The sequence below is a fragment of the Streptomyces sp. NBC_00207 genome (genome assembly GCF_045160965.1).
GTDB lineage: Bacteria > Actinomycetota > Actinomycetes > Streptomycetales > Streptomycetaceae > Streptomyces.
In genome coordinates this window covers 3,784,621-3,805,645 of sequence record NZ_CP130715.1, presented here as the reverse complement: position 1 = coordinate 3,805,645, position 21,025 = coordinate 3,784,621, and the positions used below count along the sequence as shown (strand labels likewise).

Below are 21,025 nucleotides of genomic sequence, written 5' to 3'. Positions count from 1 at the left end.
ACGAAGAAGGCCCCCACTTGCGTGGGGGCCTTCTTCTCGTCTGTGCGCCGCCAGGGACTCGAACCCCGGACCCGCTGATTAAGAGTCAGCTGCTCTAACCAACTGAGCTAGCGGCGCTTGCTGACGAGGAAGACATTAGCAGGAGGATCCGCGGAACGAAAAATCGATATCCCCAGGTCCGGTCGGTGCGGGGCTGCGGGCCGCCCGTACGAAGGCCCAGAGCAGCGCCTCGGGCCCGGGAAGCCACGGCATCCGCGCGTCGGGGGCGACCAGCCACCGGGAGGGACCGGGGCCGGCGGCCAGCGGCGGCACGGTGACGGCGTCGCCGGGGCCGTGGCACAGGGGCACCGGGGCGGTGCGGGAGCCGCCCCACTCCTCCCACGACAGGAGGGCGGGGAGCCGGTGCGCGGTGCCGGGGGAGGCGAAGAGCAGCATTCGGCCGCGGTGCACGGCGACCGGACCGGAGCCGGGGCCCTCGGCCCACAGCAGGTCCAGAACGCGGCGCCCGAGGACCAGCGGAACGTTGACGACGTCGAAGGCGCTCCCGCAGGGCAGCGTGGCGGGCATGCCGGGCCGGGCCTCCCAGAGCGCGAGGGTGCTCCCGGGGTGGGCGGACGCGGAGGCGAGCCAGGCGGCGCCCTGCGGGGTGACGTGGGTGGCGGGCGCGGTGCGCGCGGTCCGCGTGTCGAGGGCGGTGCAGCCGGGAGCCGTCGTCAGGGTCGTCATATGCCAAGGTCTACCGGCCGTAGCGAACCGGTTTCCGGGAGTTACCGAAAACCGGGACGCGGTGACTGTCGCTGCGGTATGTTGCGCCCCGCATATGCCAGTCCGCTGCGCTTGGCCTCGGCGGGCGTCCCGGGCCACCCCGACGTGGCCGGGTCCGGGCGCCGTTGCCGGCCCCCGGACCCTCCCCCGGACTCCGTCCGGGGGTACCCCCAGCGCCTCAAACGCCGGCGGGGCTGAAAGGCGGCCCGGCCCTCGCTACGGCGTACCGGCGCTGCGCTGGAGGGATTCGCCGAACTCGATCATCTTGAGGGCGTAGTCCTCGGTCCACTCCGCCTGCTCGGCGATCACCGCGGGCGAGAGCCGGTCGAAGCGCCGCGGATCGGCCAGCTGCGCCGCCGCCAGGGCCTGGAACTCCACGGCCCGGTCCTGGGCCGCCCGGAACGCGAGGGCCAGCTCGGTCGCCCGGGTCAGCAGCTCCCGCGGGTCCTCGATCGATTCCAGGTCGAAGAAGTGCTCCGGGTCCCCCGCGGCCTCCGAGGGCTCGAAGAGGAGCGGCGCCGGCCGCAGCCGTCGCTCGGTCCGCTCGGGCTCTGCCATCCGTGTCCTCCTGCTGCGCGTGCGAAATCCGGGCCACCGTCCATTGTCCAACGCCGCGCAAGACCCCACGCGATGGGCTAGAACACCTGTATGGCCGACGGGGTTCACGAGCAGATCGACCGTCTCAGTGGCGAGGGAGTCGCACAGGTGATCGGCTGGCGCCGGTACCTGCACCGACATCCCGAGCTCCCCAACCGCGAGGCCGGCACTGCCCGGCTCGTCGCCGAGCAGCTGCGCGCCTTCGGGCTCGACGAGGTGCGGACCGGCATCGCCGGGCACGGCGTGGTCGGAGTCCTGCGCGGCGGGCTGCCGGGGGAGCGGGTGGCGGCGCTGCGGGCCGACATGGACGCGCTCCCGGTCCCCGACCGGTGCGGCGCCGCCTTCGCGGCCACGGGCGCCGCCTCGCACGCCTGCGGGCACGACTGCCACACCGCGATGCTGCTCGGCGCGGCCCGCGTGCTGGCCGGCGTACGGGAGCGGCTGCCCGGCACCGTGCTGTTCGTGTTCCAGCCCGCGGAGGAGGGACCTCCGGTGGGGGAGGAGGGCGGGGCGCGGCTGATGGTGGCCGAGGGCGCCTTCGCCGACCCGGTGCCGACCATGGCCTTCGGCATGCACGTCACCCCGCACCCCAAGGGCTGGGTCGGCTGGAAGGCCGGCGCCATGTACGGCGCGTCCTGCCTGGTCCGCATCGTGCTGACCGGCCGTCAGACGCACGCCTCCTCCCCCTGGCACGGCACCGACCCGATGCCGGCCGCCGGTGCCCTGCTGACCGGGATCGGCCAGCTGTACCGGCAGATGTCCGCCTTCGCGCCGCTCACCGTCTCGATCGGCCACATCGAGGACGTCGGCCGGTACAACGTCATCGGTGAGACGGTCACCCTGTGGGGCACGATCCGCTGCGCCGAGGAGCGGGACATGCCCGAGGTCAAGCGCCGGCTCACCGTGCTCGCCGAACACACGGCCCGGGCGTACGGCTGCACGGCGGAGGTCGGCCTGCTCCAGGACGTGCCCGCCGTGCACAACGATCCCGCCTGGACGGCGGCCGCCCTGCCCACCCTGCGCCGGGTCGCGGGCGAGGAACGGGTGGTCGAGGCCGGCGGCACCCTCGGCTATGACGACGTCTCGGAGCTGGTGGACCGCTTCGGCGGGCTGTATGTGATGCTCGGCGTCCAGGACACGGAGCTGGATCCGTCGACCGGCGAGCCCGTCGCGGTCCCGGGCGGGCGGGGCCTCGTGGGCAACCACCATCCCGGCTTCTACGCGGACGACGACACGCTGGTCACCGGTGTGCGGCTGCACGCGCACGCCGCGTACGACCACCTCGCCGGGAGCCTGCTCACACCGTGACGGACTCCGCGGCGCACTGTGCGGCGAGCGCGGCCACGTCCTCCAGTACGCCGGCCAGGTCGCCGACGAGCGCCTCGGGGGCCTCGAGGCCCTCGGGGCCGATCAGCTTCGGGATGCCCGGGATCGCGACGGACCGCTCGGCGGGGAGCATGCCGAGGCGGGTGAGCACCGGCAGCAGCATCTCGGCGGCCGGGACGCCGCCGGTGGGGCCGGCGCTGTAGCTGACGAGGCCGACCGCCTTGCCCTTCCACTCGTTGTAGAGGAAGTCGATGGCGTTCTTGAAGGGCGCGCTGAAGCCGCCGTTGTACATCGGCAGGACGAAGAGGAAGGCGTCGGCCGAGTCGACCAGGGCGCTCCAGTCGCGGGTGTGCTGGTGGGCGTAGTTGCCCGTCGAGGCGTATTCGGGTTCGTCGAGGAAGGGCAGCGCGATCTCGGCGAGGTCGACGGGGGTGACCTCGAAGCCGCCGTGCGCGCGGGCCTGCTCGGTGACCCAGCGGGCGAGGGGGCGGCCGGAGGAGGTGGGGCGGGTGGCGGCGGAGATGACGTGCAGGCGGGTCATGGAGTGGGCTCCCGGTGGGTGTGATTGTTGATGTGTCACCTATAAAACCCGGAGTGTGCGTGACGTGTCAACCAGATAGATGATGTGTCACCGATCTGGCTAGAGTGGAAGCATGACCCCCGCATCCGAGCCGCCCCGCTGGCTCACGGATCCCGAACAGGACGCCTGGTACGCGTGGCGGCGCATGTTCCCGCTGGTCAACGCAGAGATCGCGCGCGACCTCAGCCAGCACAGCGGGCTCTCCGAGGCCGACTACGACGTCCTGTCGGTGCTCGGCTCCACGGACGGCCACCGCATGCGGATCACGGCGCTGGCCGAACTGATGCAGTGGTCCCGCAGCCGGCTGTCCCACCAGCTCACCCGCATGGAGAAGCGGGGCATCGTCCGCCGCGAGGAGGTGGCCGCGGACGGCCGGGGCGCGGAGGTCGTCCTCACCGGCACGGGCGTGGCCATGATCACGGAGGCGGCCCCCCTCCACGTGGAGTCGGTCCGCCGCCACCTGATCGACATCCTGACCCCGGATCAACTGCGCACCCTGGCCGAGGTCGGCGAACTCCTCCGCGAACGCCTGGGCGTCAAACGCAAGACCTGAGCCCCCGGCAGTCCGGCCGCCCGTCCCTACGGCCGCCAGGGCACCCGGTGTTCCGCCAGGTGGGCCAGGACCGAGTGGTTCGCCTCCCAGCCGTCCGGGAACTTCACCGTCACGCCCAGTTGGACCGGCTCCGTCGAAGGGTGGTCGTCCAGGAGTTCCGCTATGCCCGCCCGGGCCACCACCACGCACGCGTGCCGGTGCCGGGAGGCCAGCACGCACAGGCGGCCCGTCTCCAGGTGGAAGGCGGTCGCGTCCGGGCGGCCCGACAGGGGGTGGAGGACCACCGTCAGGTCGTACTCGCGGCCCTGGAGGCGGTTCGCGGTGTCCACCGTGACCCCGGTGACCCCGAGCGCGGCCAGCGCCGCGCGGACCGCGGCCGCCTGGTCGCGGTGGGCGGTGCCGACCGCGATCCGGTCGGCCGTCAGCGGGGACGGGCCCTCGGACTGCTCGTCGGAGGTCACCGCCCCGCGGTCCAGGGCGCGGCGGACCACCAGGGCCACCGCCCCCACGGCCTCCGGGTCGGTGCGCGGAGTGTGCCGCGCGGGCAGCTCCAGCAGTCCCCAGCCCGCCTCGGCGGCCTCGTCCAGCACCCGGTCCGGGCCCGACCCGTCCGAGGGGACCCCGTACGACAGTCGCCGCTCGCCCGGGCCCGTACCGCTGCGGAACTGCGTGTACGGGTAGAACGCGCGGGAGACCAGCGGCGCCGCCGTGGCCGGGAGCCGCCAGGACACCGGCAGCCGGTGCTGCGGCAGCTGCGGGTTGTGCGCGAGCAGGGTGCTCACCGCCGACGCGGAGGGGTCGTAGGACAGGCCCGCCCACTGTTCCGCGCCGACCACGCTGAAGGGGTCCAGCTGCCCCGGGTCGCCCACGAACAGCGCCCGCTCGAACAGCCCGGCCACGGCCAGCAGCGCGTCCGAGCGCATCTGGTACGCCTCGTCGACGATCGCGTGCTGCCAGGGCTCGACGTCCTTGACGAAGGCCCACTTCGCCGCCGTGGAGATGGTGATCGGCAGCTCCGCGAGGTCCCCCGGCTTGGCCGAGAGGGTGACCGAGGGCAGCTCGCGCAGCGCCGGGTCGTAGGCCTCCCCGTCACTGCTGTGCAGCCGGCCGACCCGCAGCTCGGGGTCCTTGTCGGCGAGCCGCAGCACCAGGTCGTCGACCTGCGCGTTCGTCTGAGCCACCACCATCAGCCGGCGCCCGGCCGCGGCCAGCTCCCGGGCCGCCCGCACCACGAGCGTGGACTTGCCGGCTCCGGGCGGGGAGTCGACGACCACGCCCCGTTCGGACCCGTGCAGGGTGTCGCGCAGGATCGCGGCGGTCGCCCCGGCGGCCGCCGCCCCGGGGTCGAAGGATGCGGTCGCGGTCACAGCAGGTCCTCGTCGGTCACGGCGTCGGGCAGGGGAACGGCGCTCAGGTGCCCCGGCGGGCCGCCGTGTGTCCACGGCGTCTGCTCCGGCTCCGGGAGCTTCGGGCCGCCGCGCGCGTCGTGCTCGAAGAGCGTCCAGCACACCCGGTCGCCCTTCTCCGGCACCGAGCCCGGCTCCGGCTCACGGCCGCGGCCCATCTTGTCGAGGAGGCGCAGAACCAGCCGCCCGTCCTCCTCGAAGCGTACGAACTGTGCGCTCTGCGGGCGACCGTCCAGCGAACGGAACACCTTCCCGCCGCCCCCTTCCGCGAGCTGCGGCCGGTCCTCCGTGGCCACCGTCACCAGCGGGCGCGGGCTCGGCCGCTTCGACTCCGTCCACTCCATCACCACCTCGGTGACCTCGCCGGCGAAGGCCTCGCCCGCGAGGCGCCGGCCCGCCATGACGAGGGGGTCGTCCAGCGCCTCCTGCGCGTCCAGCCGCACCTGCTCGGTCTCCCGCGTGGCCAGCTTCTGGGCGGCCGTCACCGCGTCGTCGCGGCGCGGCTGCGGCGGCTCGCCCGCCCGTACGCGGTCCCGGTGGCCGGTGTACGACCAGCGGTCGCGCGTCCAGCGCTCCTCCGCGCGCTCGCCCGGCGGCAGGGTGCGCAGCAGGTCGATCGCCTCCCACGTCGCCCACCAGGTGTTCGACATCTGGTCCACGACCAGCCGGCGCACGGCCTCCCCGGCCTTGCGGACCTCTTCGGCCCTGCGCGCCTCGCGGTCGCCGTCCCCGGGCCCGGCGGCCGCCAGAGCCGCGCGCGCAGCGTCGTAGCGGGCGATCGCCGGGGCCAGCAGCTTGTTGTCGAAGGCCGGGTCGGTGGCCGGACCGGCCGGCGGGCACAGCAGCCGGCCTTCCTCGTCGCGGCCCAGCTCCGCCCGGAGCGCCGCCTCGGCCCCCGAGAGGCCCTCGGGCGGGTCGATCCAGCTCAGCAGCGCGCCCAGGTGCTGGTCCTCCAGATTGCTCTGGCCGGTCGCCCAGTGCCGGGACAGCAGGTCCGTCGCCGACAGCAGCATCGAGGAGCCGGGCACCCGGGAGCGCTCGGCGAGGTGGGTGAACCAGCGGCCCAGCATCGGCACCTGCGAGGGCGCCGGATACGGATTCTCCGGCTCCTCCTCGGCGGTGCGCCGGAACCGCATCGACCGCCCCAGCAGCCGCACGTACTCGATGCCCGCCCGGCTCGGCACGATCAGCTGCGGCGCGTCCACGCACAGCTCGGTCTCCACCTTGACCCGCTTGCCCGTCTCCGGGTCGGTCTCGCTGCGCTCGGCCGGCTCCACGGCGTCCGCGTACGCGTCGATGTGGGCCAGCACCTGGACCGCCAGGTCCGCGAGGAACGCCCACCGCAGGTCCCGGTCGCGGGGCTGGGGTATCACGAACACCTGCGGCTCGTGCCGGTCCGTGCCCACCAGCGCGCCCAGCGGGGCCCCGGCCTCACCGGCCGTCGTCAGCGGCACGAAGACCATCGGGCGCTCGCTCAGATGGCGGTGCCGTACGGTCGCGAGCGGCTGGGCGCGGCCCGCCCGTACGGCCTCCAGCCGGGCCAGCGTGTTCAGCAGGCTCATGCGACGACCCCCGCAGCCGACTCCAGCGCCTCGGCGCGCAGCCGGGCCGCGCGGTGCAGGGCGGCGGCGGTCGGATCCTCGGCGCAGCCGGCCCCGGAGGCCGCCGCGAGTGCCTCCTCCACGGTGGTCAGCGCGCCCAGCTCGCCCCGTACGGAACGGCCCAGCGCGGTCACCGCGCCCGCGGAACGGGCCCGGTCCCGGCAGTGGAAGGCCAGCTCGCAGGCGGCCAGGCACTCGGGGGCGTAGGCGGCGTCGACGGCGGACACCGCCTCGACGAGCTCCTCGGCGGTCCGGGTCGCCGGGTCGAAGCTGAGGCCCTCGGGTAGGGCCGCGGCCAGCTCCTCGACCCGGGTCAGCCGGTCCAGCTGGCGCCGGGTCACCGCACGCTCGCGGCGGATGTCGACCGGGGAGGCGGTGGGCAGGTTGGAGAAGTCCTTCGGACAGACCAGCAGCACGGTGTGCCCGACCTCGGCGCCCGCCAGCTTCCCGGCGGTCTTCTCCAGCGCCAGCACGTACACGGCGGCCTGGCGGGCGGCGGCGCCCACCTTCGCGGCGTCGGCGGCCCCGTCGATCATCGGGAACGACTTGATCTCCACGACGGTCCAGCGGCCGTCCGGATGCACGACCACGGCGTCCGGCTCCAGGTAGGCCGGGGAGCCGGCCACCTCCAGGGCCAGCATCGGGTGGTCCAGCAGGGTCCACGCCTGCGCCGCGGTCGCCTCGCGCAGGGCGAGCGCGGTGCGGGCGGCGCGGCCCTCGGGCCCGGCGGCGGCGAGGTCGGGGACGTTCGCGCCCGCGCCGGGCGGCTCGGCGGCCGGGTCGAGGTGCGCGTGGACCAGCCGCAGCAGCTCGGCCCCGCCGTCGCCCTTGACCTTGGTCTCGAAGGAGTTCCCGCGGACTATGGCGAACTGCGACTGCCCGAAGGCGGCGGGCGAGCCGAGGGCCGTGGCGAGGGCGTTCTTGTCCACGCCGGCGCCGTCGAGCAGGGCCCGTCTGCCGCAGCCGGGATTGGCGGCGAGGGCCGCCAGCGCCCGGGCGTCGAGCGGACGGGGCGGCACGGCCAGGCCGCGCAGGCCGGCGAGCCGCTGCCGCAGCGTGGTCGGCTGCGCGGGGCTGCTGGGCGGGTAGGAGCTCACGGGCGGAAGTGTCCCATCCGCCACTGACAATCGTGTGCGGAGTGCGGAAACGGGCCGGCCGGAGAGCCGGCCGGGGGCGTGATGGATGATGGACGGACCAGGAAACCATCGTAAAACCGCACAATCTCACACCGATCGGGAGATTCGCATGGCCCCCCGCATCCTGCTGGCCCGCCACGGCCAGACGGCGTGGTCCCAGCTCGGCAAGCACACCGGACGCACGGACGTGCCCCTGCTGGAGGAGGGCAAGCGGGGTGCCAAGCTGCTCGGCGAGCGGCTGGCCCGCGACCCGTGGAACAGCCTGCCCGGCATCGAGGTCCGCACCAGTCCGCTGGCCCGCGCGAGCGAGAGCTGCGACCTGGCGGGCTTCGGGGTCCGGGCGGAGCCGTGGGACGCCCTGCTGGAGTGGGACTACGGTGACTACGAGGGCATGACCCCGGCCGAGATCCAGGCGATCCAGCCCGGCTGGCTGATCTGGCGCGACGGGGTCCCGGGCGGCGAGTCCGTCGCCGACGTCGCGGCGCGCGCGGACGAGGTGGTCGCCTGGGCCCGCTCGGCGGAGCGCGACGTCCTCGTCTTCGCCCACGGCCACATCCTGCGCACCCTCGCCGCCCGCTGGCTCGGCTTCGAAGCCTCCTTCGGCGCCCGCATCCGCCTGGAACCCACCTCCCTCTCGGTCCTCGGCTGGGCCTACGGCGCCCCGGCCCTGGAACGCTGGAACGACACCGGGCACCTCGACGCGTAGCTTCCGGCCGGGCCGGGCCGGTCTGGCTGGGCCGAGCCGGTCGGGTCGGGTGGTCGGCTGCGCCGGGGCCGGGCGGCCGGCTTCGCCGGTTCGGGTGGGCCGGGCGCGTGCTGGGGCGTCTCCTCGGGCGCCGAACGTGTCGGGGGGTCGGCGGGCCGGGGCACCTTGCGTTCGGCGCCCTGCGGGGAGCGCCCCGACACACACCCGACCCGGCGGGTGCCGAATTCAGCCTCGCCGGCGTTTGAGGCGCGGGGTCCGGGGCGGAGCCCCGATCTTTGAGCCGCGTCCTCCCACCCCGCCGCGTCCTCCCACCCTGCCGCGTCCTCCCACCCCGCCGCGTCCTCCCACCCTGCCGCGTCCTCCCACCCCGCCGCGTCCTCCCACCCTGCCGCGTCCTCCCACCCCGCCGTACCCTCCAGCCCCTCCGGCGTTTGAGGAGCGGGGCGCGGGGCGGAGCCCCGGCAGCGGCGTTGCACCGGAAGTTGGCCGGGAAATCCTCTAAAGGCAGCCCTTCTCAAGGGAGTTGAGAGAGTGCGGCTGGGAGGATGGGGCCATGACGATTACCTCCGTGGTGCTGCGGCGGCGCGTGGCCGATATCGGTCCGGCCCTGGACTTCTACGTACGGCTGACCGGCCAGCCGGCGACCCGGTTCGAGTTCGCCGGCCTGGACCTGGCGAGCGTCGGGCCGTTCCTGCTGTTCAGCGGGCCCGACGCGATCGCCGAGCGGTTCGCGGGCGTGGCCGCCACCCTCTCCGTGGCCGACCTGGACGCGGCGGTCGCGCACTGCGCCGCGTCCGGGGGTGAGGTGATCGCCGCCCCCGCCCCCACGCCCAACGGGCGCCGCGCGGTGGTGCGCCACCCCGAGGGCGGGGTCTACGAGTACCTCGGCGGCTGACCGCGGCGGACCGGCGGGGTCAGACCGCCGCGTGCCTCGTCAGGAAGGCGCCCACCCGAGGAGAGCGCTGATGCGGAACAAGCGCGCCCGCCGTCTCCGAGAGCATCGACCGGACCCGTGTGGACTGGACCTCGGTCAGCAGGTCCAGCACCCGGCCCCCCGCCCAGGCGGCCTCGTCCGGGGCGCCCGCGCGGGCCAGGTCGCCGGCCAGCTCGGCCGTGTAGAGGGCGACGTTCCGGGCGAAGTGCGGATCCTGGAGGTCGGCGGCGCGGCGGGCGTGCCGGGCCGCGCGGGCGTGTTCCCCGAGCGCCGCCCAGCACCGCGCCTCCAGGGACTCCAGCTCCGCCTCGCCGAAGAAGGACATCCACTCGGGGTCGGCGTCGGCCTCGCCCCGGGAGAACTCCGTGTGGGCCCGGGTCAGCGCCTCCTCGCAGGCCTTCCGGTCGGCCAGCCCCGCCCAGCCGCCGGCCTCCCGCAGGGCGAGCAGCGACAGCAGCCGCGGGGAACCGAGGGAGCGCGCGGCCCGGCGGCCCGCCTGGGCCGCCCGTACCGCCTCGCGGGAGCGGCCGCAGTCCCGGGCGAGGAAGGCCATGTTGCTGAAGGCGTGCGCCTCCAGACCCGCGTCCCGCGCGACCCGGGCCGTCGCCAGGGCCTCCGCGTAGTGCGAGCGGGCGTCGTCGAAGCGGCCGGAGTCGTGGGCCAGCCAGCCGACCGAGACGGCCAGTTCGCCGGCGCCCGCGTGCAGCCGGTCCTCGGTGGACTGCCGGGTGGCCCCCGCGTCGAGCAGGGCGTAGGCGGTGCGCAGGGGCTCGGCGGCCCTGCGGTAGAGGGTGTCGGCCCCGTGCCGGTCGTCCAGCAGGCGGATCTGGCGTACCGCTTCCTCGACGGCGGCCGCCTCGGACTCGCCGGCGCGGGAGGGGAGCCGGCGGGTGTCGCCGAGCAGGGTGAGGCTGAGCGTCGCGGCCGCCACGGTCGCGGAGCCGCCCGCCATGAACGCGCGACGCAGCACGTCGCTCTCCTTGGCACTGGAAGGGGAACGGTGGGTGGGGACGGTGGTGAAGGGATCGCGCTGCGCCGATCGCCCGCGCACGCTCTCGCGCGGGGAGAATCCCAGGTCGGCCAGGGCGCGGCCGGGGAACATGTGGAGGAAGACCCGCTCGTACGCGTAGTTGGGGCAGCGGATCTCGCCGGACTCGACCCGGCCGATGTAGCGCGCGTCGCAGGAAACCGTTTCTCCGATCTCCTTCGCCGCCCGGCGCACCAGGGCCGCGAACTCGGCCGGGGAGCGCTGGCCGCGCAGCCGCCGGAACGTGGAGTTGGGTGAGTGGGGGGACGCCGCCATGGACGTGACCTCTCTGGCAAGGACCGCAGTGCCGGTGCTGTGACGTGTGAGGGTGGGGCCCGGCGCGCATGAACGTACCGTCAGCGCGGGGGTGTTCATGCGATGTTTGGCTACAAAACGGATATCTCACCCGCGATCCGCCATGAACTGCCATCCTTTGCAGCGTCTTGCCGCCGCACCCGTTGACGTTCCCGTGCGTTGAACCCATGCGGATACGGATCGAGGAGGGGTTCCCTTGGTGGAGGGCGGCATGGAGAGCACTGGAACGAACACCGCGTCCGAGCCCGGCATGGCCCCGGACCTCGATCTGGACCTGGTGACCGTGCCCACGCGGCAGGGTCTGGAGGCGGTGGACATCATCCGCCGCGCCGCCAGCCAGGCCGGCGGGGTCGGACCCGTCCTGCACGACGGATCCGACGACACCCTCGGATTCCTCGTACCTCCCGGCACCGCCGACGCCTGGGACCTGCCGGGCAGTGCCTGTACGCAGACCAACGGGCGCGGGATGCGCTTCGGCGACGCCGCCTCGCCCGCCGCGGGCTCCACCGGCTGGCTGCTGCCGCCGGAGGCCGTCGGGCCGGTCACCGACCCCGAGGTGCTGCGCGCGGCGCTCGGCGAGGCGGCCCGGCTGATCGAGGCCGCGGACAACTGCCGCTGACCACTGCGGCCGACTCTTCCCCGGCTGCCGCCCGGCACAATGGGGTGGTGGCAGGCAAGGACAGGAACAAGGGCAGGCAGCGCGGACGCGGCAGCGCCGAGGCGCTCACCGGGCAGGTGGACGGCGGCCGGGCGGAGCTGGAGCCGGACCGCGAGCGCGCCGCCGCCTGGACCCTGCTGATCGACGGTGCCCCGCAGTCGCACGTGGACCTGGACGACCCCGGATACCTGGACTTCGCGTACCAGCGCAGGATCGGCCACCTGATCGACCTCGTCGCGCCCGCCCGCCAGCCCCTGAACGTGGTGCACCTCGGCGGCGGCGCCTTCACCCTCGCCCGCTACACGGCCGCCTCCCGCCCCCGCTCGACCCAGCAGATCGTGGAGATCGACGCCGCACTAGTCACCTTCGTACGGGAACACCTGCCGCTGGACCCGCAGGCGCGGGTCCGGGTCCGCGCGGTGGACGCCCGGGCGGGACTGGCGAAGGTGCCGGACGGCTGGGCGGACCTGGTGATCGCGGACGTGTTCAGCGGGGCGCGCACCCCGGCGCACCTGACGAGCACCGAGTTCCTGGACGACGTACGGCGTGCCCTCGCGCCCACCGGGTGGTACGTGGCCAACCTCGCGGACGGTCCGCCGCTGACCCATCTGCGGAGCCAGATCGCGACGGCCGCATCCCGGTTCGCGGAGCTGGCGCTGGCCGCCGATCCCGTGGTGTGGCGGGGGAAACGTTTCGGTAATGCCGTCCTGGTGGCGTCCGACCGTGAGCTGCCCGTCGCGGAATTCACCCGCCGGGTCGCGAGCGACCCCCACCCGGGCCGGGTCGAGCACGGCCGGGCGCTGGCGGACTTCGCGGGCGGCGCGGCCCCCGTCGCCGACGCCTCCGCGGTGGCCTCGCCGCAGCCGCCGCCCTCGGTCTTCCGCTAGCCGCCCCCGGTCTGCCGCCGGCCGCGCGGGTCCCGCCCGGCGCGGCCCTCCCCCGGGGGCCCGAATCGGTTCCGGATACGCGGCCACGCAGGGTCGCGCATCGGTTCCGTATACACCTTGCGCAGTTGCAGATAAAGATCGGTCGAGTACTCCCGGCGGGCGGCCTCCCTGCGTAGCCTGTGAACCCCTAGCAGGGCTTGCCCTGCTACGACGCGTTCAGGAGACGGCAAGACCATGTCTGATTTCCCCGCAACCCCTGGTGCCCCCACCCCCGGCACCCCGAGCACCGCCGGTTCCGATTACACCCAGCGGCTGGCACGCCTGGAGCAGTCCGGTATCAAGCGGCTGCTGCCCACGCAGGCTCCGTACCGCTGGAACCTGCAGCGGCTGCACCTCGGCCGGGTCCTCGACATCGGCTGCGGGCTGGGGCGGAACCTGCTCAACTGCGGCCCGGACAGCGTCGGCGTCGACCACAACCCGCACTCGGTGCAGACCTGCCGCGAGCGCGGACTGAACGCCTACACGCCCGACGAGCTGGCCGCCGCCCCGGACTGCGGTCCCGGGTCCTTCGACAGCCTGCTGGTCGCGCACGTGCTGGAGCACGTGGACGAGGGGACCGCGGCGTCGCTGCTGGAGCAGTACCTGCCGCTGGTCAAGCCGGGCGGCTCGGTCGTCATGATCACCCCGCAGGAGGTCGGCTTCCGGTCCGACGCCACGCACATCCGCTGGGTCGACTTCGACCAGCTGCGCAGCCACGCCGGCCGGGCCGGGATCGCGGTCCGGCGGACCTACTCCTTCCCCTTCCCCCGGCCGATGGGCAAGGTCTTCCCGTACAACGAGTTCGTGCTGGTGGGTACGGTCCCGGCCTGAGGTCCGGAACTCCGGGGCTCAGGGGTCGACGATCTCCACCACCGGCGGGTGGTCGTGCCAGGTGCAGAACACCGACACCTCGCGGCCGTCCCGGGTGAAGGTGACCCGGATCCAGAAGTCCTGCTTCCACACCTGCATCCGCCAGCCGGCCGCCGGGGTCGCCGAAACCAGCTCGGCGGAGGACGCGCCCAGGGAGAAGACGACCCGGCCGCCGGAGACCGGATAAGCCTTCACGCTGCCCGGATCCTGTCCCTCCCCCTGCCCGTAGGGGGAGGGAGTGGCCGAGGGCTTCTGGGACGGCTTGCCGGGGGAGGCCCCGGCGGACGACGGCGCGGACGGGGTCGGCGAGGCGGAGGGCGACGGGGACGCGGAGGCGGATTCCGCCGGGGCGTCCGGCGGCTGCGCGCGCTGCGTCGAGGAGGACAGCGGCTGGGTGGCGAGCGGCACCGCGAGCGGCGGATCGTAGGCCGTCCCCGACATGACGCTGTGCACGCCCCACCACGACAGCGTCACCGCCGCCCCGGTCGCCAGCATCCAAGCCATGGCATGAAGAAGTCCTCGTCGCATCAGGGCACATACTGCACCACCCGCCACAAGAGCAGCCCGACACCCCGGTGGGTACCTCGAATGGACTACGGTGCGGGCCATGGCAAGTGTGCTCGTGGTCGAGGACGACCAGTTCGTACGTTCCGCCCTCATCCGGCACCTCACCGAGGCCTCGCACACCGTGCGGAGCGTCGGCACGGCCCTGGAGGCCCTGCGCGAGGTCGCGCACCACCGCTTCGACGTGGTCATCCTCGACCTCGGACTGCCCGACCTCGACGGGTCGGAGGCGCTCAAGATGCTGCGCGGCATCACCGACGTCCCCGTGATCATCGCGACCGCCCGCGACGACGAGGCGGAGATCGTCCGGCTGCTCAACGACGGCGCCGACGACTACCTGACCAAACCCTTCTCCGTGGAGCACCTCTCCGCCCGCATGGCCGCCGTCCTGCGCCGCTCCCGGGCCGCCGCCGGGGCCGAACCCCCCTCGCGCGTCCTGCGCGTCGGCGGGCTCGCCATCGACCCGCTGCGCCGCCAGGCCGAACTCGACGGGACCGTACTGGACCTCACCCGGCGGGAGTTCGACCTGCTGGCCTTCCTCGCCGGGCGGCCCGGAGTGGTCGTGGCCCGCCGCGAACTGCTCGCCGAGGTCTGGCAGCAGTCGTACGGGGACGACCAGACCATCGACGTCCACCTGTCCTGGCTGCGCCGCAAACTCGGCGAAACCGCCGCCCGCCCGCGGTACCTGCACACGCTGCGGGGTGTCGGCGTCAAGCTGGAGCCGCCGCAGTGATGCCCCGATGAGATGGGCCCTGGTCAAGGTGTGCCTCGCGGTCACGGCCATGGTGGTCGTGGCCTTCGCCGTACCCCTCGGGCTCGTCGTCCAGGAGATGGCCAGCGACCGGGCCTTCTCCAACGCCGAGCGGCAGGCCGCCACCATCGGGCCGACCCTGTCCATCACCACCGACCCGGTCCAGCTGCAGAAGGCGATGGAGTCCACGCAGATGGGCGCCGCCCGGCGGATGGCCGTCCACGTGCCCGCCATCGGCGACAGCGCCCCGGTGGAGATCGGCCAGGGCCGGGCGGGCGCGCACGCCGTCGCCGAGACCCGGCGGATCGGGCGGGCCACGACGGCCTCGGCGGCCGGCGGCGGTTCGGCGCTGCTCCAGCCGACCGCGCTCGGCTCCGGGGACATCGCCGTGGTGGAGATCTTCGTACCGGAGAGCGAGGTCAGCAACGGCGTCGGCACCGCCTGGGTGGTGCTCGCGGGCGTCGGGCTCGCGCTGATCGTGGGCTCGGTGGGCGTCGCCGACCGGCTCGGCGCCCGGCTCGTACGGCCGGCCGAGCGGCTCGCGGACGCCGCGCACCAGCTGGGCGAGGGCCGGCTCGGGGCGCGGGTGCCGGAGGTCGGGCCGAAGGAACTCCGCTCGGCGGCCGTCGCGTTCAACGCGATGGCGGACCAGGTGGTGGGACTCCTCGCCAATGAGCGGGAGCTGGCCGCCGACCTCTCGCACCGGCTGCGGACGCCGCTGACGGTGCTGCGGCTCAACACGGCCTCGCTCGGGGACGGCCCGGCCGCAGAACAGACCCGGGCCGCGGTGGAGCAGCTGGAGCGCGAGGTCGACACGATCATCCGCACGGCGCGGGAGCAGCGCCCGGCCACCGGCCTGGTCGGGGCGGGCGCGGGCTGCGACGCCTCCGAGGTGATCCGCGACCGGATGGACTTCTGGTCGGCGCTCGCGGAGGACGAGGGCCGCGAGGTGCGGCTCGCGGGGGTGGACCGTACGGTACGGATCCCCGTGGCCCGGCCCGAGCTCGCCGCCGCCCTCGACGCCATGCTCGGCAACGTCTTCCGCCACACCCCCGAGGGCACCCCCTTCTCGGTGGACGTCCACGATGCGGGGGACGCCGTCATCGTGCTCGTCTCGGACGCGGGCCCCGGCATCGCCGACCCGGAGGCCGCCCTGCGCCGCGGCAACGACGGCGACCGCGACGGATCGACCGGCCTGGGCCTGGACATCGTGCGGCGCGTCGCGGAGTCGACGGGCGGCGACGTACGGCTGGGGCGCTCGGTGCTCGGCGGGACCGAGGTCCGGGTCTGGATCGGCCTGGACGGCCGGACCCTCGGCGGTCCGGGCGGCGGCGGGCGGGCGGGCCGCGGCCGGCGCGGCAACCGACGTAACCGGGGGCGCGCCTAGCGGGCGGCCCGTGCCCGCCTCGGTACGGTCCGCGGCATGGACATCACCAGCGGCCCCGCCCCGACCTGAACCGCTGACCGTGGTCTCCATGAACAGCCGGTTCCTGCCGGACGACCCGAACCGGTACCGATTCCTCTACGACGTGGGGATCCTGGACCAGCCGGGATCACCCGGCCGAGCGGAAGGAAACAGGCATGCGCTACGCAGTCCTCGGAACCGGGATCGTCGGCCGGACGCTGGCCGCCCGGCTCGCCTCACTGGGCCACGAGGTGGTCATCGGCACCCGGGACCCCGGGGCGACCGCCGGGCGCGCCGAGTACGCCGAATGGCAGGCGGGGCAGCCCCGGGTGCGGCTCGCCGGCTTCGCGGAGGCCGCACGGGACGGCGACACCCTGGTCAACGCCACCGGCGGGCAGGTCAGCATCGCCGCGCTGACGGCGGCGGACGCCGCGCACCTGGACGGCAAGATCCTCATCGACGTCGCGAACCCGCTGGACTTCTCGCGGGGCTTCCCGCCGGCCCTGGACCCGGTGGACACCGACAGCCTGGGCGAGCTGATCCAGCGCACCTTCCCGGGGCTGCGGGTGGTCAAGACGCTCAACACGATGAACTGCCTGGTCATGGTCGATCCGGGCCGGGTCGCCGGCGAGCACCACGTCTTCCTCTCGGGCGAGGACGCGGACGCGAAGAAGGCCGTACGGGAGCTGCTCCACTCCTTCGGCTGGCCGGAGCCGAGCATCCTCGACCTCGGGGGCATCGAGACGGCCCGGGGCGCCGAGATGCTGCTCCCCGTATGGCTCCGGCTGATGGGATCGCTCGGGCACACGGACTTCAACTTCCACATCCAGGGGGCGTCTTCGGACTGAGGGGCCGTCTTCCGGCTGAGGGTCGGGGCCGGTTCCGGGCCCCGGATCCCGCCGCACGGACGGGGGCGCATATGTTGCCGCGCCCCCGGGCCGCGCCGAGGGTGGGCGTGACGGAAGGAGCCACGCATGAGAGTCATGCTCAGGGCGCACTTTGACACGGCCGCCACCAACGAGGGCATCAAGACCGGCTCGCTGCCCCAGGCGGTGAAGACGCTGATGGACAAGGTGAAGCCGGAGGCTGCCTACTTCGGTCTGCACGAGGGCGTCCGCTCCTGCTGGATCGTCTTCGACCTGCAGGACAGCTCGCACATGCCGGCGCTGATGGAGGACATGTTCCTGCAGTTCAACGCCGAGCTCGAGGTCGGCCCCGTCATGAACGCCGAGGACCTGGCGAAGGGCCTGGCGGCGATGCACTCCTCGCCGTCCTGACGGCGGCCGGGAGGGGGTCCGGGACGGGGGCCGACCTCGCGCCCTGGCGGGGTGCTAGGTCCTCGTGCGGGCCGAGGCCGTTGTGAGGTCCGAGGTCCTCGTGCGGGCCGGGGGACTGGCGGGCCCCGGAGTCCTGGCGGGGCGGGAGGCCCGTAACGGCCCTTCCCGCGAGCGACAGGGCCAGTACGGCGGAGGCGGCCGCCGCGGCGCACGCGACGGCGAAGGCCGCCCGATGGCCGTACGCGCTCGCCAGCGGCCCGGAGGCGGCCGCGGCCAGCGCCTGGCCGAGGATCAGGCCACTGCCGACCACGGTCATGGCCTCGCCCATCCGCTCCGCCGGGCCGGCCCGTTCCACCAGGCCGAACAGTGCGATCAGATGGGGTGCCACGGCCAGTCCGATGCCCGCGACGGCGAAAGCGGCTCCCCACAGTCCGGACACCGCCAGCAGCGGCAGGGTCAGCACCGCCTGGACGGCGATCGTCCACCGCAGCCGTACGGTCAGGTCCGCCGATCCGGGCCGGGAGACCGTGACGAAGCCGGCGAGGGAGCTGGTCACGGCCATGGCGGCCCACACCAGCCCGGCCGCGCCCGCCTCGCCGAGGGACTCGGCGAGCGCGTTGACGCCGGTGTTCGCCCCGCTCCAGGCGGCCCCCTGCAGCACCGCCAGTGCGAACAGCAGGCCCAGCCCGGGAGACCACAGGCGTACGCCGGGGTGGGCGCCGGGGGCGGCGACGGTCGGGCCGGGAGCTGCGCCGGCCGGGCCCGGAGCCGTCGGATGCACGGCGAACAGCGTGCCGAACAGCAGGATCAGCGCGGCGGCGAGGACGAGCGCCGAGGCGGGGTGCACGGTGACGGCCAGGATGCCGGCCAGCGCGGGGCCGACCATGAACCCGACCTCGTCCAGGGTGGTGTCGAAGGACAGGGCGGACCCGAGCAGCTTCTTGTCCCCGCCGGCCAGCCGTGCCCAACGGGCCCTGGCGAGCGGGCCGATCTGGGGCACGGTGAGACCGGCCGCGACGGCCAGTGCCATGCGGGCGGCCAGCGGCAGCCCGCCGAGCACGGCCGCGACGAGGGCGAGGAGGACGGCGGAGTTCGCGGCGCAGGCGACGAGCAGGACGGGGCGGTGGCCGCGCCGGTCGGCGAGCCGGCCGATGACGGGGCCGCCGAGGGCCTGGCCGAGCCAGAGCGCCGCGGCGACGGCGCCGGCGTCGCCGATGCCGTCGCGGGCGTTGATGAGCAGGAGCGTCCCGATGGGGCAGAGGGCGGCGGGGAGCCGGGCGAGGAACGCGTAGAGGGGGAGGGCGGTACCGCCGAGTGCGAACACCCGGCGGAAGCCGCCGGCCGCAGATGCGGACGCGGAGACGGACGTGGGGGTGGGCTGGGACACGGACAACCTCCGACCGCACGCCGACCCTCCCGTTTCTCCGGCGCGCGCTGTTGCCCGTTGGGCGGGACCGTAGTGCCGGAACGCCTCCTTCGGAACCCCTCGGGGACGCGACGGTGACGGTGGGGCCGCCGGTCCGGGGGCGTGTCCGGCCGGTCGGCCGTCAGCCGGTTTCCCCCGAGGTGAGCCGCTTGGCCTGGGCCCGGCCGACCTCGGCGGCGCGGTGCAGGTAGTCGGCGATCACGGTCAGCTCGGCGTCGGTATAGCTCTCCAGTACGGCGCCGAAGGCGCGGCCGGGGGTGTCCCATGCCGCCCCGATCCGCTCGCGGGCCTCGGGGGAGAGGGAGACGAGGGAGCGGCGGCGGTCGTTCGGATCGGCGTGCCGCTGGACGATGCCGGCCTTGACCATCCGGTCGACGAGGCGGGTGGCGGAACCGGAGGTCAGGCCGGTGAGGCGGGCGATGTCGCCCGTGCTGACGGGTTCGGGCTCCATGTCGAGGAGGGCGACGCACTGCATGTCGGTGGGGTGGAGGCCGACGTGGTCGGCCATCGCCTGGTTGAAGAGGGAGTAGTCGGCGTAGTGCCGCTGGCTCTCGGTGACGATGCGCGCGAGCAGCTCGGCTCGGCTCCATTCCGCACCACCCGTACGAGTGGGATCGGTTGACATCGGACCCTCCATGCTTCAGATTTGTCTGTGTGACGCAGAGAATGTGTCGCACAGAATCTGTGCCACGTATGGATTCTATCCCCAACATCAGAAGAGGAACCAGTCATGTCGATTCTCGTCACCGGCGGTCGCGGTGCGGTCGCCCGCGGCCTCTGCGCCCTCCTCGACGCTCATGGCGTCCCGTACCGCCTCGGCTCCCGAGAGCGGGGCGCGTCCGGTGCGGTCCACTGCGACCTCACCGATCCGTCGACCTTCCCGGACGCCCTCGCCGGTATCCGGTCCGTGTTCCTCTATGCCGAGGCGGCCGGCATCGACGCCTTCGTCAAGGAGGCCGTCACCGCGGGGATCGAGCACGTGGTGCTCCTGTCCTCGTCCTCGGTGCTCTCCCCGGACGCCGCCGGCAGCCCGCTGTCCGCGTCCCACCTCGCCGTCGAGCAGGCCCTGTCGGCCTCCCCGCTGCGCACCACCCTGCTGCGCCCGGGTTCCTTCGCGAGCAACGCCCAGGGCTGGGCCTGGTCCGTGAAGTCCGGCCGTCCGGTCCACCTGCCGTACCCGGGCGCCTACTGCGACCCGGTCCACGAGGCCGACCTGGCCGAGGCGGCCTTCGCCGTCCTCACCGACCCCGCCCTCGCCGGCCGCGCCTACACCCTGACCGGCCCGCAGTCGCTCACCTTCGCGACCCAGCTCGCGATACTCGGCGACGTGCTCGGCCGCTCCATACCCTTCGAGGCCGTTTCCGCCGAGCAGTGGAAGTCCGAGGTCGACGGCTACATACCCGGCCCGTACGCCGATGCCCTGCTCGACTTCTGGGCCGCCTCGGACGGCCTCCCGGCCGAGATCACCGGCGCCGTCGAGCGCCTCACCGGTCACCCGGCCCGCACCTTCGAGACCTGGGTGAAGGATCACGCCGACGCCTTCGCGGCCTGAGTGCGGCGGCGCAGGGCCTCAGGCGAGGGAGTCGATCCAGCGCTCCAGGCGGCGGGCCTCGGTGGTCATGAGCTCCGGGTCGCGGAAGGTGTTGGTGAGCAGCGAGATGCCCTGGTAGGCGGCGATCAGGGCGACCGCGAGCTCGCGGGCGTCGGCGCGGCCCATCTCCCGGAACTGCTGCTCGGCCCAGGCGAGCAGGGTCTTCATCACCGCGGCGATCGACTGGTCGAGTCCGTCGGCGCGCTTGTCGAGTTCCGAGGCGAGGGTGCCGGTGGGGCAGCCGTACCGGGCGGTGAGCTCGCGCTGTTCGACCCAGCCGTTCAGCAGGGCCTTCAGTCGGTCTTGGGGGGTGGGGAGTTCATCGAGGGCGCCGATCAGGCCCCGGAGGGTCTGCGCGTGTGCGTCGATCGCGGCCTCGACGAGCTGGTCCTTGGTCTTGAAGTAGTAGTAGACGTTGCCCACCGGGACCTCTGCCGCCTGGGCGATGTCCGCGAGCGTGGTCTGGGCGATGCCCTGGGTGTGGAGCACCTGGGCCGCGGCGGCCGCCAGGCGCTCCCGCTTGCCGGACGGGCGCCGGGACTTCTTTGAGTCAGTCACCTGACTAACTGTAGACGAGTGATCGGAAGGCAGCTATGGTCGTAATTAAGTCA

22 protein-coding genes, 1 tRNA gene and 1 pseudogene are annotated in these 21,025 nt (G+C 74.0%); 12 read left to right on the top strand and 12 right to left on the bottom strand.

Going from position 1 to position 21,025, the window contains the following annotated elements; translation table 11 throughout:
• Positions 1-43: 43 nt before the first annotated feature.
• The 3 genes and pseudogenes from OG472_RS18170 to OG472_RS18160 all read right to left on the bottom strand — a co-directional run bounded on the left by OG472_RS18170 (position 44) and on the right by OG472_RS18160 (position 1,323).
• Positions 44-117 (bottom strand) — tRNA-Lys (locus tag OG472_RS18170).
• A pseudogene (locus OG472_RS18165) lies at positions 108-726 on the bottom strand (bifunctional DNA primase/polymerase). Before OG472_RS18165 ends, OG472_RS18170 begins: the two are co-directional and overlap by 10 nt.
• Before the next feature lie 255 nt (positions 727-981).
• Positions 982-1,323 (bottom strand): hypothetical protein, encoded by a 342-nt coding sequence (locus OG472_RS18160; RefSeq protein WP_383567651.1) that lies wholly within the window; start codon positions 1,321-1,323, stop codon positions 982-984.
• Between the two features lie 90 nt (positions 1,324-1,413).
• On the opposite strand from OG472_RS18160, the gene OG472_RS18155 reads away from it, so the two are divergent.
• A complete protein-coding gene (locus OG472_RS18155) occupies positions 1,414-2,670 on the top strand; it encodes a M20 family metallopeptidase (RefSeq protein ID WP_405941745.1) in 1,257 nt (418 codons plus the stop codon).
• Here the strand turns inward: OG472_RS18155 and OG472_RS18150 are convergent.
• A complete protein-coding gene (locus OG472_RS18150) occupies positions 2,660-3,229 on the bottom strand; it encodes an NADPH-dependent FMN reductase (protein ID WP_405941744.1) in 570 nt (189 codons plus the stop codon). The two genes, OG472_RS18155 and OG472_RS18150, sit on opposite strands and share 11 nt — an antisense overlap.
• Positions 3,230-3,341: 112 nt before the next feature.
• Between OG472_RS18150 and OG472_RS18145 the strand changes: the two genes are divergently transcribed.
• Positions 3,342-3,821: a MarR family winged helix-turn-helix transcriptional regulator gene (locus OG472_RS18145; protein WP_405941743.1), complete on the top strand. Its 480-nt coding sequence runs from the start codon at positions 3,342-3,344 to the stop codon at positions 3,819-3,821.
• 26 nt (positions 3,822-3,847) lie between these two features.
• On the opposite strand, the gene OG472_RS18140 is transcribed toward OG472_RS18145, so the two are convergent.
• Genes OG472_RS18140 through OG472_RS18130 form a run of 3 tightly spaced genes read right to left on the bottom strand, consistent with a single transcriptional unit; the run spans position 3,848 to position 7,925 of the window.
• On the bottom strand, positions 3,848-5,188 hold the full coding sequence (locus OG472_RS18140; RefSeq protein ID WP_405830258.1) for an AAA domain-containing protein: 1,341 nt from the start codon (positions 5,186-5,188) through the stop codon (positions 3,848-3,850).
• Positions 5,185-6,789, bottom strand: a complete 1,605-nt coding sequence (locus OG472_RS18135) for a hypothetical protein (RefSeq protein ID WP_405941742.1) — start codon at positions 6,787-6,789, stop codon at positions 5,185-5,187. Before OG472_RS18135 ends, OG472_RS18140 begins: the two co-directional genes overlap by 4 nt.
• A complete protein-coding gene (locus OG472_RS18130) occupies positions 6,786-7,925 on the bottom strand; it encodes a hypothetical protein (protein ID WP_405941741.1) in 1,140 nt (379 codons plus the stop codon). The genes OG472_RS18135 and OG472_RS18130 overlap by 4 nt, the downstream gene beginning before the upstream one ends.
• 148 nt (positions 7,926-8,073) lie before the next feature.
• On the opposite strand from OG472_RS18130, the gene OG472_RS18125 reads away from it, so the two are divergent.
• Entirely contained in the window at positions 8,074-8,670 is a 597-nt protein-coding gene (locus OG472_RS18125; RefSeq protein ID WP_405941740.1) for a histidine phosphatase family protein, read from the top strand.
• A 553-nt stretch (positions 8,671-9,223) separates the two neighbouring features.
• Positions 9,224-9,565 carry a VOC family protein gene (locus OG472_RS18120; RefSeq protein ID WP_401602215.1) on the top strand — a complete coding sequence of 114 codons (342 nt, stop codon included), beginning with the start codon at positions 9,224-9,226 and terminating at the stop codon, positions 9,563-9,565.
• Positions 9,566-9,584: 19 nt separating this feature from the next.
• Here the strand turns inward: OG472_RS18120 and OG472_RS18115 are convergent, their stop codons facing one another.
• Positions 9,585-10,907 carry a tetratricopeptide repeat protein gene (locus OG472_RS18115; protein WP_401602214.1) on the bottom strand — a complete coding sequence of 441 codons (1,323 nt, stop codon included), beginning with the start codon at positions 10,905-10,907 and terminating at the stop codon, positions 9,585-9,587.
• 250 nt (positions 10,908-11,157) lie between these two features.
• Between OG472_RS18115 and OG472_RS18110 the strand changes: the two genes are divergently transcribed.
• The 3 genes from OG472_RS18110 (at position 11,158) to OG472_RS18100 (ending at position 13,361) form a co-directional block, all read left to right on the top strand.
• Positions 11,158-11,565 carry a hypothetical protein gene (locus OG472_RS18110; protein WP_401602213.1) on the top strand — a complete coding sequence of 136 codons (408 nt, stop codon included), beginning with the start codon at positions 11,158-11,160 and terminating at the stop codon, positions 11,563-11,565.
• 47 nt (positions 11,566-11,612) lie between these two features.
• Positions 11,613-12,491: a spermidine synthase gene (locus OG472_RS18105; RefSeq protein WP_405941739.1), complete on the top strand. Its 879-nt coding sequence runs from the start codon at positions 11,613-11,615 to the stop codon at positions 12,489-12,491.
• Between the two features lie 234 nt (positions 12,492-12,725).
• On the top strand, positions 12,726-13,361 hold the full coding sequence (locus OG472_RS18100; RefSeq protein WP_383567618.1) for a class I SAM-dependent methyltransferase: 636 nt from the start codon (positions 12,726-12,728) through the stop codon (positions 13,359-13,361).
• Positions 13,362-13,379: 18 nt separating this feature from the next.
• Here OG472_RS18100 and OG472_RS18095 read toward each other — a convergent pair whose 3' ends face one another.
• Complete coding sequence (locus OG472_RS18095; RefSeq protein WP_401602209.1) at positions 13,380-13,928, bottom strand: hypothetical protein; 549 nt, start codon at positions 13,926-13,928, stop codon at positions 13,380-13,382.
• 79 nt (positions 13,929-14,007) lie between these two features.
• Between OG472_RS18095 and OG472_RS18090 the strand changes: the two genes are divergently transcribed.
• The 4 genes from OG472_RS18090 to OG472_RS18075 all read left to right on the top strand — a co-directional run bounded on the left by OG472_RS18090 (position 14,008) and on the right by OG472_RS18075 (position 17,397).
• Positions 14,008-14,697, top strand: coding sequence for a response regulator transcription factor (locus tag OG472_RS18090; RefSeq protein WP_078893179.1), 690 nt, complete (start codon positions 14,008-14,010; stop codon positions 14,695-14,697).
• A 7-nt stretch (positions 14,698-14,704) separates the two neighbouring features.
• Positions 14,705-16,102 (top strand): ATP-binding protein, encoded by a 1,398-nt coding sequence (locus OG472_RS18085; protein ID WP_401602207.1) that lies wholly within the window; start codon positions 14,705-14,707, stop codon positions 16,100-16,102.
• A gap of 194 nt (positions 16,103-16,296) precedes the next feature.
• Entirely contained in the window at positions 16,297-16,968 is a 672-nt protein-coding gene (locus tag OG472_RS18080) for an NADPH-dependent F420 reductase (protein WP_405830244.1), read from the top strand.
• 126 nt (positions 16,969-17,094) lie between these two features.
• Complete coding sequence (locus OG472_RS18075) at positions 17,095-17,397, top strand: hypothetical protein (protein ID WP_401602203.1); 303 nt, start codon at positions 17,095-17,097, stop codon at positions 17,395-17,397.
• Here OG472_RS18075 and OG472_RS18070 read toward each other — a convergent pair.
• Both OG472_RS18070 and OG472_RS18065 read right to left on the bottom strand, forming a co-directional pair.
• A complete protein-coding gene (locus OG472_RS18070; RefSeq protein ID WP_405941738.1) occupies positions 17,339-18,784 on the bottom strand; it encodes an MFS transporter in 1,446 nt (481 codons plus the stop codon). The two genes, OG472_RS18075 and OG472_RS18070, sit on opposite strands and share 59 nt — an antisense overlap.
• Before the next feature lie 160 nt (positions 18,785-18,944).
• Positions 18,945-19,448 carry a MarR family winged helix-turn-helix transcriptional regulator gene (locus OG472_RS18065; protein ID WP_401602200.1) on the bottom strand — a complete coding sequence of 168 codons (504 nt, stop codon included), beginning with the start codon at positions 19,446-19,448 and terminating at the stop codon, positions 18,945-18,947.
• Positions 19,449-19,553: 105 nt separating this feature from the next.
• On the opposite strand from OG472_RS18065, the gene OG472_RS18060 reads away from it, so the two are divergent.
• Complete coding sequence (locus tag OG472_RS18060) at positions 19,554-20,375, top strand: NAD(P)H-binding protein (RefSeq protein ID WP_405941737.1); 822 nt, start codon at positions 19,554-19,556, stop codon at positions 20,373-20,375.
• Between the two features lie 18 nt (positions 20,376-20,393).
• On the opposite strand, the gene OG472_RS18055 is transcribed toward OG472_RS18060, so the two are convergent.
• A complete protein-coding gene (locus tag OG472_RS18055; RefSeq protein WP_405941736.1) occupies positions 20,394-20,972 on the bottom strand; it encodes a TetR/AcrR family transcriptional regulator in 579 nt (192 codons plus the stop codon).
• Between the last annotated feature and the right edge of the window lie 53 nt (positions 20,973-21,025).